The sequence below is a fragment of the Niastella populi genome, from assembly GCF_002078015.1.
Classification (GTDB): Bacteria; Bacteroidota; Bacteroidia; order Chitinophagales; family Chitinophagaceae; genus Niastella; species Niastella populi.
On the sequence record NZ_LWBP01000045.1, the window covers coordinates 123281 to 140100 of the forward strand.

The following is a 16820-nucleotide window of genomic DNA, read 5'->3' on the forward strand; positions in this document are numbered from 1 at the left end:
TGCTGGACAATAAAAAAGCTCTTCCGTAAGTCAGAAGAGCCTTTCAATATGTTGTATTTCAGTATTGTAGAAGCTTTTATCTGACTTATCTGTCCCGCCTTCCGCGGGATGGAGTTGGCACCTTACAGCGGTTATATTGCAAACCAGCATGCAGGTTGTCAAGGCTTCATCGGGCCATTTCCCTCAGCCTTTCTTGATAAGCGATGTATAAAGAACTGGTGCAAAGATAATGCTGGAAATTAATATTCCAAATTTTCCTTTAATGGAAAATTTGTTTGGTGGGAGATACATAATGAAAAAGGCCTCCCCATCAGGAGAGGCCTTTTTATAAATCCAATTAAGATTTTTGTAAGGGTTACTTTCGATACAACAGGTTGATCTCTTAGAAACGGTATCCTACAGAGATGCCGAAGCCGGTATTTTTAAGTTTGGTATCATCTGGTTTTTCACCCATAATTTTAGGGAACATGTTTGCCATACCCAGTTGAGCATTCAATTGGAAAGACAGTTTGCTGCTCAGTTCATAACCAACCAGCAGGTTTCCGCCAAAGTCAAGGCGTTTTTGGTACCATGCATCCATGCTTCCAAATTCCATTGCTTCTTTTTCATCGAGGTCATTGCTGAATTTGATATCAATGTCGTCACCATCACCTTTGATTTTACCACCTACAGCAATACCAACGTAGGGGCCGAAACCTAATAACAGTTTACCATCGCCTAATGTAGGTTTGTACAGGAAATTGATAGGAACCTCAATATAAGACAGGTTCCATTTGCCATCGCCTTCATCGGCTTTAGCTCCCTTTGTGCTGAACAATAAACCCGGCTGTAAATAAAACTCAGAAGCAACAGGAATCTCAGCATTTACACCGATATGAAAACCGGTTTTCATTTTTAAGTCGAGATCCTCGCCTCCGAATTCACCATTGAGATTTTGGAAGTTAACACCAGCGCGTACGCCAAATGTTGTTTTGTCTTGTGCTTTTGAGGCTAAAGAAAGGGCGGTAGTTGCAAGTGCAAGCAACAGAACTTTTGATTTCATAATAGATCTTTGGTTTTTAATGTAGTTAAAACGAATTTGGGTTTTTAAAAAAACGCTTAACTATCACGCAAATAAACGTAATAGTTCTTTGAAAATTGTATAGGAGTTAATACGTAAGTTGAAGATTGGCTGATAAAAGGTTGTCTCATGATAAGACAACCTTTATTGTGTAGTTGTTACGTATGTGCTTGCGATTGTACTGCAGAATTAATGTCACAACCGTATGTTTTGTTAGAACCTATAACCTAACGATAAACCAAAGCCGGTGTTCTTCCACTTTGATTTATCGTTGGTTAAACCATCTATGTCGGGATTGATTTTTAACATACCCAGCTGGGCATTCAATTGAGCTGAAAGCTTATTGGCAAATTCATAACCTACCAGTAAATTGCCACCTGCATCGATTCTTCTGGCATATACAGTATTGAGATCTGCTGCCTGTGATGCGGATATTTCATTTTCAAACTTCAGGTCTAATTCTTTCCCATCATAATTCTTATAACTGCCGCCTATACCGAAAGCGACATAGGGGCCAACGCCAAGTAACAGTTTTCCTGCCCCTAACGCTGGCTTGTACAGGAAGTTGATGGGAACTTCAATATAAGAAAGGTTCCATTTTATATCTTCATCTTCTTTATCGACCGCGCCCTTTGTTGAAAACAAAACTCCTGGTTGCAAATAAAAATCGGTAGCCACCGGTATTTCGGCATTGGCGCCGATATGAAAGCCTGTTTTTATTTTGTTTTCCAGGTCGTCATCATTATAATCCTTTCCATTAAGGTTCTGAAAATTTACACCTGCCCGAATACCGAATGTAGTCGTTTCCTGCGCCTGCGCGCCTAATGCTAACGCAGTAGTGGTCACAGCGAGTAGCAGTGTTTTTGCTTTCATGACTAAATAGTTGAAGGTTATAAATGTCGATTAACGGTGGCAATCCAGATCAAAGACGCAATTACCTATTGGTTTGCTGCTTCTTTCTTCGCGTCTGCTTTCATTTTTTCGTTGGCAGTGATGAGGAAGTCGACACGGCGGTTTTGTGCGCGGCCATCTTCTGTTTCGTTTGTGGCTACAGGAGCGGTTTCGCCATAACCTTTAATTCTGATACGGCTGCTGGCAACCCCTTTACCACGTAAGAAAGCGGCTACGGAAGAAGCTCTTCTTTCAGACAGGCCCTGGTTGTATTCATCGGTACCTTTGCTATCGGTATGGCCCTGGATCTCGATATCGGTATCGGGATATGCTTTTAACACTTCAACCAGTTTGTTAAGGTTGGTTGAAGCTCCTGCTGAGAGATCGGAGCTGTTGAAACCGAACAATATTTTATCGCTGAACTCAACAACAATACCTTCGCCTACACGCTCAACTTTAGCGCCAGGTACTTTGTTCTCGATCTCTTTGGCCTGTTTGTCCATTTTCCTTCCGATAACTGCACCGGTAACGCCACCTACAGTGGCGCCAATGATAGCACCCAATGCGGTATTGCCCGCTGCTTTTCCTATTACCGCTCCAACGGCGCCACCGCCCGCGGTTCCGATAACTGCACCTTTTGTGGTTTTGTTCATGCTTTTGCAACCGGCCAGAATGATGGCGGCGGCGGCAACACTTGTAAGGGTTTTTTGGATTGATCTCATATTATATTGTTTTAGTAAAGACCCGGTTTATAAACAGTCCACAGCTTTCAAATTGTATACCACAATACCTCCGCAAAGCTATAGTATTGATTATGAGGCGCAAATATCTTAAAGGATTTTCAACTTTCCTACATTTTTTTTGTTGTTATCTTTGATAAATTATTTAGTAATATCGCACAGCGCTTAGTGTAATTTCCCACACAAATCAAAGGCGAACGTTTTATATGGCAGAAGCGAAAGTTAAAAAGCCGGAACAATCGAAACGAGAAAATGTTGCCGGTGTTGAAACAGAAGAATCAATTCATGTTTTTGGGGCGAGGGTGCATAATCTTAAGAACATCGATATAAGTATCCCGAAAAATAAACTGGTCGTTATAACAGGTATCAGTGGCAGTGGCAAATCGTCGCTGGCTTTTGATACTATTTATGCGGAGGGGCAACGCCGTTATATGGAAAGTTTCGGCGCTTATGCCCGGCAATTCATCGGCGATATGGAACGGCCCGATGTGGATAAAATAACGGGTTTGTCGCCGGTGATCTCCATTGAACAAAAAACCACCAACAAAAACCCCCGTTCTACCGTAGGCACCATAACGGAAGTGTACGATTTCCTGCGTTTGTTGTTTGCCCGCGTTGGGGAGGCTTATAGTTACAATACGGGGAAAAAAATGGTCAAGTTCAGTGAAGAAGAGATCGTTGATAACATCTATAAGAAATTCAAAAACAAGAAGATCACGTTGCTTGCTCCGTTGGTGCGCGGTCGTAAAGGTCACTATCGTGAACTGTTTGAAGACATCCGTAAAAAAGGATATCTGAAGGTACGCGTCGATGGTGAAGTAAAAGACCTTGTTCCCAAAATGCAGGTTGACCGTTACAAGATACACGAGATTGAAGTGGTGATCGATCGCATGGCGGTAACGGATGATATGAAGGTACGGTTAAGTCAAAGTGTGCAGAAGACATTGCAAATGGGGAAGGAGCTGATGTTCCTGTTAGTGCATGATGCCGCTTCGAATGGGAAAAATGGCAAAACACAGGCGGAGTTGTTAGTGCAGTATTCGCGGCAGTTGATGTGTGAAGAAACAGGCATCAGCTATGAAGAGCCTTCACCCAACAGTTTTTCTTTTAACAGTCCATACGGCGCCTGCCCAACCTGTAAAGGACTGGGCAATGTGTACCAGATAAGCATGGATGCCATTATACCCGATAATTCTTTAAGCATTAATGAAGGCGGTATTGCACCATTGGGTGAAGAAAGAGATAACTATGTGTTCAGCCAGGTACAACGGCTGGCAAAAAAGAATAAGTTCAGCCTCGATGTGCCTTTGAAAGAAATGCCTCCCAAAGCACTCAACCTGGTGTTATACGGTAATGAAACCGGCTCACAGGAAGAGCACCTGGATTTTGATGCTATTAGTCCCGATGCGAACATGTATACCGAAGAGTTCGAAGGAATAGTGCCCCAGTTGAAGCGTTGGTTCGCCGCCAGCTCGAGCGACAGCGTTCGCCAGTGGACGGAACAGTTCATGGAACTAAAAACATGTACTACCTGCGATGGGGCAAGGCTTAAAAAAGAAAGCCTGTGGTTTAAGGTAGATGAAAAAAATATTGCCGAGTTGAGCGAGTTCAATCTCGATAAACTGATGCAATGGTTCAAGGGTGTTGAAAAAAGATTATCGAACAAACAGAACACCATTGCAAAGGACGTATTGAAAGAGATCAGGGAGCGTTTGCAGTTCCTGCTCGATGTGGGATTGACGTATCTGACGCTTAACCGCTCTTCCCGTACGCTTAGCGGCGGAGAATCGCAGCGGATCCGCCTGGCAACACAGATAGGTTCACAATTACAAGGTATTACTTATATACTGGATGAACCCAGCATCGGGTTGCATCAACGCGATAACCATCGCCTCATTGAAGCATTGAAGAACCTGCGCAATATTGGCAACAGCGTACTGGTGGTTGAGCATGATAAAGATATTATGCTGGCAGCCGATCACCTGGTTGATATTGGTCCCAAAGCCGGTTATCATGGCGGCAGGGTAGTGGCGCAGGGGGTGCCGAATGATCTGCTGAAACTCGATACGCTTACTTCAGCTTATTTAAATGGATTACGGGAAATAGCCATTCCGAAAGAAAGGAGAAAAGGCAACGGCAAGGTGTTGGAGCTGATAGGCGCTAACGGCAACAACCTGCAAAAAGTAACCGCGAAGTTTCCATTGGGAAAATTGATAGTGGCCACCGGGGTTAGCGGCAGCGGAAAATCAACGCTTATTATCGAAACCCTTTACCCGATATTAAGCAAACATGCCTATAATTCAAGGATGACGCCGCTTGAATATAAAAATGTAAAAGGGCTTGAGCATATAGATAAAGTAATTGAAATAGATCAATCGCCTATTGGCCGTACGCCCCGCAGCAACCCGGCAACGTACTGCGGCTTTTTCACCGATATAAGAACATTGTTTGCATCGGTTCCTGAAGCCAAGATCCGCGGGTATAACGCCGGCCGGTTCTCCTTCAATGTAAAAAGCGGCCGCTGCGATGTTTGTGAAGGCGGTGGTATGCGGGTGATTGAAATGAACTTCTTACCCGATGTATATGTGCATTGTGAGAAATGCCAGGGTAAACGCTATAACCGCGAAACACTCGAGATCAGGTACAAAGGCAAAAGCATCAGCGATGTGCTTGATATGACGGTTGAGGAAGCGGTTGAGTTCTTTCAGAACGTGCCATACATTTACCGGAAAATAAAAGTGCTGCAGGAAGTTGGGCTTGGGTACATTACCCTTGGGCAAAGCGCCGTCACATTGAGTGGGGGCGAAGCGCAACGGGTTAAGCTGGCTACCGAACTGTCGAAAAAAGATACCGGTAAAACATTTTATATACTCGACGAACCTACTACCGGTTTGCACTTCGAAGACATCCAGCATTTGCTCGATGTGCTGAACAAACTGGTTGACCGCGGCAATACCGTGCTGGTAATAGAGCATAATATGGATGTTATTAAAGTAGCGGATCATATTATTGACCTGGGACCGGAAGGCGGCGACGGGGGCGGACAAATATTATTTGAAGGAACGCCTGAAGACCTGCTGAAAGTAAAGGCCAGCCACACCGCTAAATTTTTAAAAGAAGAACTGAAATAAAAGTGTGCCACACTTCGCAAATGGGGTGGGAGAAAGTGTGGCACACCTTCTATACAAATATGGAAAGAATTATCATCGATATGGATGAAGTGATAGCCGATCCCATGGGGGCCATGATAACGTGGTATGAAAAGGAACATGGATTGGCTGTCGATTTCAATAAAATGAAAGGCTCGTGGCTATTAGGGTTCCCCGATAAGCACCAGGCATTGGTGCGGGAACGATTATATTCGCCGGGGTTTTTCAGAAACCTGCCTGTGATGAAAGATAGTGTTGATGTACTGAAGGAAATGAATAAGCGGTACGAGATCTTTATTGTTTCAGCAGCCACTGAATTCCCTAATTCACTAAAAGATAAACTCGACTGGTTATTGGAGCATTTTCCGTTTTTCAACTGGAAACAGCTGGTGCTTTGCGGCGAAAAGCGCATGGTTTTCGGCGATCATATGATCGACGATCACGTCCGTCATCTGCAACATTTTAATGGAAGGAAGCACCTGTTTACGGCCGCACATAACAAAGACGTCACCGGCTACGACCGGATAAACAGTTGGGAAGATGCAGCAGGCGTATTCCTGAAATAAGAGTATTGGTATTATTTGGATCAGGGCGGCTGTGAAGCGGCCCTTTTTTGGCTGAAGGCTAAAGGCTAAAGGCAAAAGGCATAAGGCTGAAGGCAAAAGGCATAAGGCTAAAGGCTGAAGGCAAAAGGCTGAAGGCAAAATGCATTGGTGAAGCGGCGGGCTACATTTAATAAGGCTTTCGGAACGTTCGGAAAGAAGCGTTAAGCCTTCAGCGTTGAGCGTTCGGCTTAAAAACGAATAGCCGGCAATTACTCATCGCCGGCTACTGAGGATACTGGAATGAACCAGAAAAAGTTGAAAAAAGCCAATAAGCAGGTGCAGGGAGTGATTAATAAAATCTTTGTGTTTCAGGGTACTTAATAAATAGGGAACGGATCAGGTTTTGACTCAACCGGATATATGGATTTTACTAATTTCCCTGCAGCTTATTGGTTTATAAGTTGTGGTAGCAAAGAGCTTGTTTGTCAGCTGCCGTTGCCGGCAACCGGTTTATCGAATGATCACCTGGCCGTTCTCGAGCCGCTCGTCATCACTGAACACTTCGAACAGGTAATTGCCTTTTTCAATGTTGTCAATAACAGTAGTTTGCTTGTTTTTGATATTTGCCTGCCTTATTAAATTGCCGGCAACATCGAATAAAAACAGCTGGTATTCTTTCTTCTCCGTTCCACGCACACTAAAGAACAGAACATTCTCTTCCGTAGCGGAATAAAGCTTTATTCTATGCTTTTTACTGGTAGTTTGCTTTTGAACCAGGATAGTATCTTGTGAATATGCAGGTACTGATAATGGACAACCGGCAGAAGCATTGCCTGCAAACAATATCGCTATTGCCAGCAGTGCGGGTAAAGTACGGATGTTAGAATGCTTTCTTACGGTTTCAAACGGATTCATGGGTTCCAAATTGGCTACCCGCCGCAGGCGGGCCAAATGTTTTCAAAAGGGTACGGATCAACAGTATCTTGAATACGGAATTGTAACAATTAGAATCTTACCGGGCAACGTGTAGAGCTATAGTCATTACCACCGCGGCCTAATCTGAAACCTAATTTCAGGTTAACAGAGAAGTATGCATCATTATTAGATGATGTACCTCTTTTCATGCCGGGAGTATATTGAGTAGTAGCACCATTGTTTCCGCTTTTGTTTGCCATTCTTTCAGCCAGTTGAGCCTGAGCCAAAGGCATGTTCGCATAGAAAACAGCAGGATCTACATAGGTAGTACTTACGTCATCGAGGTAATCGGTGAATGTAGTTCTGTGCAGCACTTCAAGCGCCAGATTTACTGTTTCGCTGAGGAAGTATTTTGCGCCAAAACCCAAAGGAATGTTCAGGCTTGTAAGTTTATATTCCTTACGGCCGGGGAACTGGGGTAAACCCTGTCCTTCGGTATGTAAAGGTCTCAGATCAACCCATTCTTTGGTCAGCGGATCGGTACCTTGCGGATTGAATTTGAAATAGCCGATACCACCTACGAGGTATGGTCTCAGTCTTCCGATAACATCGCTGGGATCGTCTTCAAGAAAAACGGTAGGATAGATCTCTGCCAGTAACATGCCTTCGGTTATCCGCGAACGGAAGTTGGAGTTACGGTATTTGCGGGCTTCTTCAAGACCGCCTTTACCTTTAATAACGGCATCATCACCTTCAATGGTTCCCCTGTTGATAGCTAATCTGAAACCCAGCCACTCATTCGGCTGGTAAGAAAGATAGCCACCAAAAATGAATTTGGTCATCGGGAAGTTATTGTCCTTGATGAACTTGGTACCTTTTCCGGCGTTACCACCGAGGTCGCCGAGGAAGTTGGAAGGTCCAAAAGAAACGCCAGCTTCGAAGACGGAGGAACCTTCAGTCTGGCCAAAAGAAGAAATGCAACTACTTGCACTTACCAGTAACAACAAGCTACACCTCCTTACAGAGTGTAAAAATTGTTTCATTGAATATCAGATTTAGTTTTCAGACGGTCAGAGAATTCCGGCGCTAAAATAGTAAACGCCAGTCACACATACAATAAACGCAGAATTGTTTGTTTCTTGTGTGCAGCATTTAAAAAATATCCAAATTAATGTTCGGATGTGGTGTTTTTACTTATTAAATGGTAAAAACATCTTAATATGTTCAATCCCATCTTCTATATAGATGTCGCTACACTGTTGAAATCCCAATGATGTGTAGAAATTACGGAGGTAAAATTGCGCACCGATAGTGATCGTAGATTTCCCCAGCACTTCGTATGTAGTACGAATGGAGTAGTTCATTAGTAGTTTTCCTATGCCTGCATGTCTTACTTTCGGCGAGGTGACCACACGGCCGATCGACTGTTCTTCATAGGAAATTCCTGCGGGCACCAGCCTTGTATAACCGGCTAACAGCTCGTTTTGCCAGCACATTACATGAATGCATACCTGATCTTTGTCATCTGCATCGAGGAAAACACAATTTTGTTCAACTACAAATACCTCACTGCGTAGTTGTAAGATCGCGTACAGCTCATGCGGTGTGAGTTCGCTGAATGGTTTGTGTATAAAGGTTATATGGTTCACCTGTACTGGTAGTTGGTTTAAAGTAATATATGGTAAGTGAAAGTTTGTAAGTTGCAGGTGTGCCAGGTTTTCAAAACGTGGCACACCTTAATCAATATCCATACTTGTCCTTCCAGAAGTTTTTCAGGAATTTTCTCAGCTCATCTTCGCGGGCATTATGGCCGGGGTTGAAAAATTTACGGCCGGTAAGCGGCGGCGGCAAATATTCCTGGCTCGAAAAATTGCCTTCATAATCGTGCGAATATTTATATCCTTTACCGTAATCGAGTTTTTTCATGAGGCCGGTGGGCGCGTTGCGAATATGCAGGGGTACCGGCAGGTCGCCGTGCTGGCGAACGGCGGCAATGGCGTCGTTGATGGCAACATAGGAGGCATTGCTTTTAGGAGAAGTGGCCAGGTAAATGGCGCATTGCGATAATATAATGCGGGCTTCGGGATAACCTATTTTATTTACCGCCTCAAATGTGGCATTGGCCATAACCAGGGCCGTGGGGTTGGCGTTGCCGATATCTTCACTGGCCAGTATCAACATACGGCGGGCGATGAATTTTACATCTTCGCCACCTTCGATCATACGTGCCAGCCAGTATACGGCACCGTTTGGATCGCTGCCGCGCATGCTTTTTATAAATGCGGAAATGATATCGTAATGTTGTTCGCCGCTTTTATCGTATAAAGCAATGCGTTGCTGCGCAATTTCCATTACTGCGTCATCGGTGATAATGGCTGTTTGGCCCATGGTATCGACAACCAGCTCGAACAGGTTCAATAATTTGCGTGCATCGCCGCCGGAAATGGTGATGAGGGCAGTCGTTTCTTTCAGCTCTATGTGTTTTTGTTGCAGCTGCGCATCTGCGGCCATGGCATGTTGCAGCAGGCCAACCAGGTTGTCTTCCTGTAATGGTTTCAATACATAAACCTGACAACGACTAAGCAGGGCGCTGTTCACTTCAAAGGAGGGGTTTTCGGTGGTGGCGCCTATCAGCGTAACGACACCTTTCTCTACGGCGCCCAGCAGCGCATCCTGTTGTCCTTTATTGAAACGGTGTATTTCATCGATGAACAAGATGGCGCGCTCTTTTTCTCTGGCCTCTGCAATTACCTCCCGTACTTCTTTTACCCCTGCGCTTATGGCGCTGAGCGTATAAAAGGGAACCTGTAAGGTGTGCGCTATAATATTGGCAATGGTGGTTTTTCCTGTGCCGGGCGGTCCCCATAAGATCATCGAGGGAACTTTGCCCTGCTCTATGGCTGTACGCAAAATGCTTCCTTTGCCGGTGAGGTGTTCCTGACCTGCCAGCTCATCCAATGTCGTTGGGCGTAACCGTTCTGCAAGTGGTGTTGCTTCCATAATTATGGGAGGAAAAATGCTGCTCAAGTTAATGAAATTTTACCTGATGACTATTTGATCGGGCATCGTTACGGCTTTTGGTCGAACTGATCGTACCAGGTATTGAGCGTATTTTCATGAATGAACCGCCGTAACCTGAACATGCCGGCCAGTGTAACAAGGTGTATTATGAAAATGAACCATGAGATCAGCAGGAGGCCCGTCATCATATACCAGGTATAGCCTTTGCGCATTTCGGGATCAAAGACGAAGCGCACCATCCACCAGTCGTTCACCACGCGGGCAAACAGGAAGGCGACCAGTAAAAAGTTGATCAGGTATAAAACGTTGAATATACGTTTTTGCTTATCAGATAAGGGCGTATCGGGATAATTATAGTTGAGGATCGACAAGCCGTGATAAACGAACATGAACACCGCGGTATAGGCAAGCATGTTTATGAAATACAACGCAGGGTTACTTCTGGAAAACAACATGCCTAAGGCCTGCATGCCCGAGAATGCCACCAGTATCAGCTGCACAATGCACAACACCCTGAATACCTTCCATAAAACTGTGAATTCTTTCATCGGCTAAAATTAGCATTTTATACGAAGCTGTTTTCCTGTTGCAGACGTGCTTCGGCCCTTACTATTTTAACCAGCCGAAAACTGCCGGTTACCTGTATAGATATTGTAATTACCAGGTTTATCAGTGAAGAACGTTATAATCCCGACGGTCGCATTCGCTCTGGGATACAGAAAATTCTTCATAAAAGAAAAGGCCTCCTGGTTTAGTTGGGAGGCCTTTAAAATTATTTAAAAAATAATCTATTGCAAATTCAACTTTATCTGTAATTCGTCGAATTGTTTTTGATCGATGGCGCTGGGGGCATCGAGCATTACATCGCGGCCGCTGTTGTTCTTGGGGAACGCAATAAAGTCGCGAATGCTTTCGCTGCCGCCTAAAATAGCGCACAAACGGTCGAACCCGAAGGCAATACCGCCGTGTGGTGGTGCGCCGTATTCAAACGCGCCCAGCAAAAAGCCGAATTTATGCAGTGCTTCTTCCTGGCTCATACCAAGGGCCGCAAACATTTTCTCCTGCAGGTCGCGCTGGAAGATCCGGATGGAACCGCCGCCGATCTCATTTCCATTCAGCACCATATCGTACGCATTTGCCTTGATGTTGGCATATGGGTGTTTCAGGTATTCGGCAGCATTGTCGATCACCGGGCTGTTTTTGATCATGATGTCGATATGATCGGGTTTCGGTGAAGTGAAAGGGTGGTGACGGGCTACCCAGCGGTTATCATCTTCGGCGTATTCGAACAGCGGGAAGTCGAGCACCCACAGTAATTTAAACTCATCTTTTTTACGCAGGCCAAGCCGTTCGCCCATTTCAAGACGCAGTTCGCTCATGGCTTTGCGGGTTCTTTCTTCTGCACCGGCCAGTATCAGCACCAGGTCGCCGGCTTTGGCGCCGGCTGCATCGGCTATGGCTTTCAGTTTATCTTCTGTAAAGAATTTATCTACGCTGCTTTTATAGGTGCCATCAGTATTGCATTTTATAAATACCAGCCCCTGCATTCCTATCTGCGGGCGTTTTACCCACTCCGTAAGTTCGTCGGTTTGTTTGCGGGTGTATTCTGAACATCCGGGCACGGCAATGGCCAGCACGGTTTCCGCTTCTTTGAAAACTTTAAAGTCGGAACCGGCGATGAGGTCACCAGTAGCCGGTAGTTTACCGTCTTTGGTAAAGGCCGATTTTATATTGAGCAACTGCATGCCGAAGCGAATGTCGGGTTTGTCGTTACCAAACTGCCACATGGCTTCTTCCCAGCTCATGCGTTGTACTTTTTCGGTAACCTCTATACCTTTCACCGCTTTGAAAATATGTTTTACCATGCCTTCGAACATGTTCAGGATGTCTTCCTGTTCAACAAAGGCCATTTCACAATCTATCTGGGTGAATTCCGGCTGGCGGTCGGCCCGCAGGTCCTCATCGCGGAAACATTTTACAACCTGGTAGTAACGGTCGTACCCGCTCACCATCAGCAATTGTTTAAATGTTTGCGGCGATTGCGGCAATGCATAGAACTGACCGGGGTTCATGCGGGAAGGAACTACAAAGTCGCGGGCGCCTTCGGGTGTTGATTTAATAAGGAAAGGCGTTTCGATATCCATAAAATGGTTATCGTGCAGGTAATTGCGGGCTGCGCGGTTAACGGAATACCGCAGCTCCAGGTTTTTCTTCACCAGGTTCCGGCGCAGATCGAGATAGCGGTATTTCATGCGCAGGTCATCGCCGCCATCGGTATCGTCCTGGATGGTAAAGGGCGGTGTTACCGATTTATTAAGAATGGAAAACGAGGTTATTTTGATCTCGATATCGCCGGTTGGCAGGTTGGGATTCTTATTACTGCGTTCGCTCACCACACCTGTGGCCTGCAGTACGAATTCGCGGCCCAGGGGCTGCTGATCGAGCTGACTGTTCAATTCTTCCCCCAATAACAACTGGGTAATGCCATAACGGTCTCTCAGGTCAATAAACGTAATACTGCCAAATTTTCTAATGGTTTGCACCCAGCCGGCAAGCGTTACCTGCTGCCCGGTTTGTGCTATCCGTAATTCTCCACAGGTATGAGTTCTGTACATTCCTATAATGTTTTAATAATCTGATAAGCTAACGAGTGTTATAAGGTCCCCGCCCGCTGCGAGGGAGGCAAAGGTAATTCAAAACGGGTATGCTTTCAAAGCAGGGGAAGGGCGGTGGAACATTTTCCAGCACATTGATAATCAGATTCCCGTTCCGCTACCTGTGCGGGCATTCTGTTTTTGGCATTTTATTTAGGTAATTTTTTTTATTTTTCTGACCAGATGTTATTGTTTTGCAGCGTCTAAGAGCGGAAAACAGGTAAAAGAACTGAACAGACGGGTAACAAAAACAATAGCTCAAGTACCAATATCATATATGGGATCCGGAATTATTTTTTGTCTGATTGTAGCGGTAGCAGGTGGGTTTGCCTTTGCCAGATACCTGCGCGACAGGTACCTCGCCCAGCGGGTGAAGGAACTGTACGATGCCAAACATACCGCGTACGATGCCATCTTACAACAATATATTCCCTATTACCGTCATCTCGATGCCGTACAAAAAGACCGCTTCCTGAAGCGCACCCTCATATTCAAGGCCACCAAACATTTTGAGTTTATTGAAATGAAGGAGGAAGAGCATATGTCGCTGCTGATAAGTGCCGCGGCGGTGCAGCTCACTTTTGGTTTGCGGCATTTTCTGATGGACCATTTTCACAAGATCTATGTAATGAAACGGGCCTATCATTTTGGGTTGTTGAGTGTGCCTTTTCAGGGGCATGTGAGCGAAGACGGCATCTACCTGTCGTGGAATAATTTTTTAAATTCTTTTGCCAATTACACCGACGGCGACAATGTGGGGTTGCACGAAATGGCGCATGCACTGGCATATGTAAATTTTCCTGAACATGAACATGACGGCGAGGATGAAGTTTTCCAATACCGCTGGTTCAAGACCTTTACCGGCATTGGCCGCGAGGTTTTCAACCGCATGCAGGCAGGAGAAATGAACTTGCTGGGAAGTTATGCTGCCACCAACTACCAGGAGTTCTGGGCGGTATGTGTGGAGAACTTTTTTGAACGGCCTGAAGCGTTTAAGCTACAACTACCTGAATTATACAATGCTATATGCAAATTGTTGAACCAGGACCTGTTAAAGCCGGGAATTTTTCTGGAAGCCGTTTTCGACGATTACAGTCAATACTAACGGAAATATAATTTTACAGGCAGGCTCTTTCTTTTTTAAAATTTTCTTTATATTTTGTAGCCGTATTGAACTCTCTAATGATCACCACCCTTTAATTTATCTCCCCCAGGATCCCTGAAAGCCGGAAATAGATCCATCTTCTCTTTTGAAAACCATAGTTTCTGTTGATCTGATCCCGTACCAGTCAATTACGAAAAAACAGAGCATTATGGAGATTTTGATCATTTTTCTGGTGGTCTTCGGCATTATCGTATTGCAGAATCCTGTGATCAAATGTTACAACTACCTGTATGAAAGAAGGCAGTACAAATTATTTCTTGGGCAGGAAACCATTTATCACACCATCGTTTCGCAACACCTGAGGTATTACAACAGGCTGAATACCGAAAACCAGCACAAATTCCTGTTCAGGACTTACCTTTTCAGAAAAGCAAAAAAATTCCATTACATAGAAGTGGAAGAATCTGCCGAAAAGCCCATTCTCATCAGTGCAACTGCGGTGCAGTTGACCTTTGGCCTTGAAAAATACCAGTTCAACTTTTTTAAGGATATCTATGTGCTGAAACACGACTATCATTACGGTTTTTACTCGCGTCCTTTCGAGGGGCATGTTGATCACAGCGGTATTTATTTATCGTGGGATAAATTCATAAAGGGATTGAGCGGGCTAACGCCAAACTGCAACATGGGGCTGCATGAAATGGGGCACGCGCTGGCGTATGTAAACTTTATTACCCAAACAGAGGAAGACAAACATTTCAAAAAAGAATGGATGAATTTTTCAAAACTGGCCCGCCCCATTTTTGAGAACATGCGTCAGGGAGCAAAAAACCTGCTCGACAATTATGCTGCTACAAACTACCAGGAGTTCTGGGCGGTAAGTGTGGAAACCTTTTTTGAGAATTCGGTTCGTATGCGTCATGAAATGCCCGAATTATACAGCGCCATGTGCGCCCTGTTGCGCCAGGACCCGATTGAAATTGCAAACATCAACAAACTGGCCGCCTGATGCACTATTTTACTTTTTTAGCCTGATATGAGTTTTGTGTTTTAAAGTGTCGGATGTGGACGTAAGAACTTTTGCATCCGGCATTTTTTTTTGTATTACCTTCTATTATGCATTTCATTTAAACATCCCCGATCATCAGGAGCCTTTTTCAACCGGTACCGGTTTGGCAACGGCTGTTTGTGCAGCCGCTTCTTTCTTTTTATTTAATGGCGAGTAAATAAGGTAGTAATAGATCAGCACTACCAGGCCAAGAGAAAATGGGATAAGGCAATAAGGTTTTACCTGTTCATCCACACCCAAAAATTCAGCGATCATCCACATCGAGTTGGCGCTTATCCATAGGGCGATGGCAATATTATGGGTAAGCTCGGCCACAATATGCCGGGTACGCCAGGCGATAAAAATGGCAATGGCCAGTGTTGGAAAGATCATGGCGATGCCCAGCGTTTTATAGATCATACACCAGCAAATATCTTTCACCAGCCAGAACAGGATATGCAGATTCTCCATTTTCCGGAATTTGGCGGGTATAACATACAGATCTTTTGATTCCTGATCCACGGGGTTTGATTTTATAATTTGAAGTTGCCCGCCTACGGCTTCAGCGAGCGGGCGATGCTCGCCTTCGCTAAAGCTTCAGCGAGCGATGCAAAAATAAATTATTTCGATAATACCCGTTTAAATCGCAGGATATCGGCTTCCGGCTGCAATGGCGTCTGGTGCTGAATATGTTGCACCAGTTGCGGTGCAAAAAATGGCGCCAGGGAGCAGCCCTTGGTACCCATTCCATTGAAGATGCCAATGGCCGGCTGTGCCGGGTGAAAGCCTATAAATGGCCGCCGCTCGATGGTGGCGGGGCGAACAGCCGCCGTATGTTCAAGCAAACGGATGGGCGCTTTGATCCAGTGTTTTAAAACAGCCATCGTTCTTTCACGAAAAGCCTCCGTTGGGGCATCGCTTGCAAAATCCCATTCATATGAAGAGCCCACCCAGAAAATATTATCGCGCCACGGCACCCAGTTAATGCCTTTTTTGAAGATGTTGTTTGCGGGCATATCGTTCGCTTCTATCAGCAGCACTTCGCCCTTGTTGGGTGCAAAAGGCAGATTGCTGAACCAGGGACTGCTGAACGAAGCAATACCATCGCAAAAGATAATGCGTTGAGCAGTGATGTCTTTATATTGTACTTTACCTGGCAAAACCTGCAGTTGACTATGATCGAATCTTTCTTCAAGCAAATTGTTTGCGGCTATCAGTAAGCGGCGATAAGCAGGTAAAAGCGCCGGCAGGTTTACCAGGTAACAGGGTGTAATGGCGCCAAACCCGAAATCATAATTGAAATGGTTTTGCCAGGCGCGGGCATCACCGGGCATGGATAAATACTGCGTGTCTTCCGAGTAACGCTTTTCAAAGGCCAGCTTCATTTGGGGCGTTGGAAAGAAGTCGATAATATCTTTTTGTTCAATGGCCGTAACCTGTAGCTGGTTACCCAGGTCGGTATATTGCTGCCAGGCAAATGGCATTACTTCATCTATCATCCAGGTTTTTACAATACGCCTGCCGGTAACGGGGTTTATAATACCTGCCGCTACTTTCGACGCCGCGCCCGGGTTATTGTCATCGATCACAAGAAACGAAAATCCCGCCTTTTGCAACTCGCGGCTCAGGAACGTTCCGCAAATACCTTGTCCTATTAGTAAGATATCAACATGCATACTGCGAAAATACGGG

General features: G+C 45.1%; 15 protein-coding genes and 1 riboswitch. Of the genes, 4 read left to right on the forward strand and 11 right to left on the reverse strand.

Annotated features, from left to right (window positions below):
- Window positions 1-82 precede the first annotated feature (82 nt).
- A riboswitch (SAM riboswitch) is annotated at window positions 83-203 on the reverse strand.
- Between the two features lie 179 nt (window positions 204-382).
- The 3 genes from A4R26_RS06260 to A4R26_RS06270 all read right to left on the reverse strand — a co-directional run bounded on the left by A4R26_RS06260 (window position 383) and on the right by A4R26_RS06270 (window position 2673).
- Window positions 383-1042 carry a porin family protein gene (locus A4R26_RS06260; RefSeq protein ID WP_081162194.1) on the reverse strand — a complete coding sequence of 220 codons (660 nt, stop codon included), beginning with the start codon at window positions 1040-1042 and terminating at the stop codon, window positions 383-385.
- A gap of 231 nt (window positions 1043-1273) precedes the next feature.
- Window positions 1274-1933 (reverse strand): porin family protein, encoded by a 660-nt coding sequence (locus tag A4R26_RS06265; RefSeq protein ID WP_081162198.1) that lies wholly within the window; start codon window positions 1931-1933, stop codon window positions 1274-1276.
- 65 nt (window positions 1934-1998) lie between these two features.
- Window positions 1999-2673: a YiaD family glycine zipper/OmpA-like lipoprotein gene (locus A4R26_RS06270; RefSeq protein ID WP_081162201.1), complete on the reverse strand. Its 675-nt coding sequence runs from the start codon at window positions 2671-2673 to the stop codon at window positions 1999-2001.
- 224 nt (window positions 2674-2897) lie between these two features.
- Here A4R26_RS06270 and uvrA point away from each other — a divergent pair, with 224 nt between their 5' ends.
- Entirely contained in the window at window positions 2898-5822 is a 2925-nt protein-coding gene (gene uvrA / locus A4R26_RS06275) for an excinuclease ABC subunit UvrA (protein ID WP_081162205.1), read from the forward strand.
- 59 nt (window positions 5823-5881) lie between these two features.
- A complete protein-coding gene (locus A4R26_RS06280; RefSeq protein ID WP_165760163.1) occupies window positions 5882-6406 on the forward strand; it encodes a 5' nucleotidase, NT5C type in 525 nt (174 codons plus the stop codon).
- Window positions 6407-6895: 489 nt separating this feature from the next.
- On the opposite strand, the gene A4R26_RS06285 is transcribed toward A4R26_RS06280, so the two are convergent.
- The 6 genes from A4R26_RS06285 to aspS all read right to left on the reverse strand — a co-directional run bounded on the left by A4R26_RS06285 (window position 6896) and on the right by aspS (window position 12936).
- Window positions 6896-7300: a T9SS type A sorting domain-containing protein gene (locus A4R26_RS06285; protein WP_133054566.1), complete on the reverse strand. Its 405-nt coding sequence runs from the start codon at window positions 7298-7300 to the stop codon at window positions 6896-6898.
- Window positions 7301-7389: 89 nt separating this feature from the next.
- Complete coding sequence (locus tag A4R26_RS06290) at window positions 7390-8343, reverse strand: outer membrane beta-barrel protein (RefSeq protein ID WP_133054567.1); 954 nt, start codon at window positions 8341-8343, stop codon at window positions 7390-7392.
- A 147-nt stretch (window positions 8344-8490) separates the two neighbouring features.
- Window positions 8491-8949, reverse strand: coding sequence for a GNAT family N-acetyltransferase (locus A4R26_RS06300; protein ID WP_081162220.1), 459 nt, complete (start codon window positions 8947-8949; stop codon window positions 8491-8493).
- Window positions 8950-9040: 91 nt separating this feature from the next.
- Window positions 9041-10327, reverse strand: a complete 1287-nt coding sequence (locus A4R26_RS06305; RefSeq protein ID WP_242674835.1) for a replication-associated recombination protein A — start codon at window positions 10325-10327, stop codon at window positions 9041-9043.
- A gap of 41 nt (window positions 10328-10368) precedes the next feature.
- Window positions 10369-10869 (reverse strand): hypothetical protein, encoded by a 501-nt coding sequence (locus A4R26_RS06310; RefSeq protein ID WP_081162223.1) that lies wholly within the window; start codon window positions 10867-10869, stop codon window positions 10369-10371.
- Between the two features lie 240 nt (window positions 10870-11109).
- Window positions 11110-12936: an aspartate--tRNA ligase gene (aspS, locus tag A4R26_RS06315; RefSeq protein ID WP_081162226.1), complete on the reverse strand. Its 1827-nt coding sequence runs from the start codon at window positions 12934-12936 to the stop codon at window positions 11110-11112.
- A gap of 316 nt (window positions 12937-13252) precedes the next feature.
- On the opposite strand from aspS, the gene A4R26_RS06320 reads away from it, so the two are divergent.
- Both A4R26_RS06320 and A4R26_RS06325 read left to right on the forward strand, forming a co-directional pair.
- A complete protein-coding gene (locus A4R26_RS06320) occupies window positions 13253-14080 on the forward strand; it encodes a zinc-dependent peptidase (protein WP_081162229.1) in 828 nt (275 codons plus the stop codon).
- 208 nt (window positions 14081-14288) lie between these two features.
- Window positions 14289-15089 carry a zinc-dependent peptidase gene (locus tag A4R26_RS06325; protein ID WP_081162232.1) on the forward strand — a complete coding sequence of 267 codons (801 nt, stop codon included), beginning with the start codon at window positions 14289-14291 and terminating at the stop codon, window positions 15087-15089.
- Between the two features lie 135 nt (window positions 15090-15224).
- Here the strand turns inward: A4R26_RS06325 and A4R26_RS06330 are convergent, their stop codons facing one another.
- Window positions 15225-15650: a hypothetical protein gene (locus tag A4R26_RS06330; protein WP_242674836.1), complete on the reverse strand. Its 426-nt coding sequence runs from the start codon at window positions 15648-15650 to the stop codon at window positions 15225-15227.
- A gap of 98 nt (window positions 15651-15748) precedes the next feature.
- Window positions 15749-16804 (reverse strand): NAD(P)/FAD-dependent oxidoreductase, encoded by a 1056-nt coding sequence (locus A4R26_RS06335; RefSeq protein ID WP_081162235.1) that lies wholly within the window; start codon window positions 16802-16804, stop codon window positions 15749-15751.
- Between the last annotated feature and the right edge of the window lie 16 nt (window positions 16805-16820).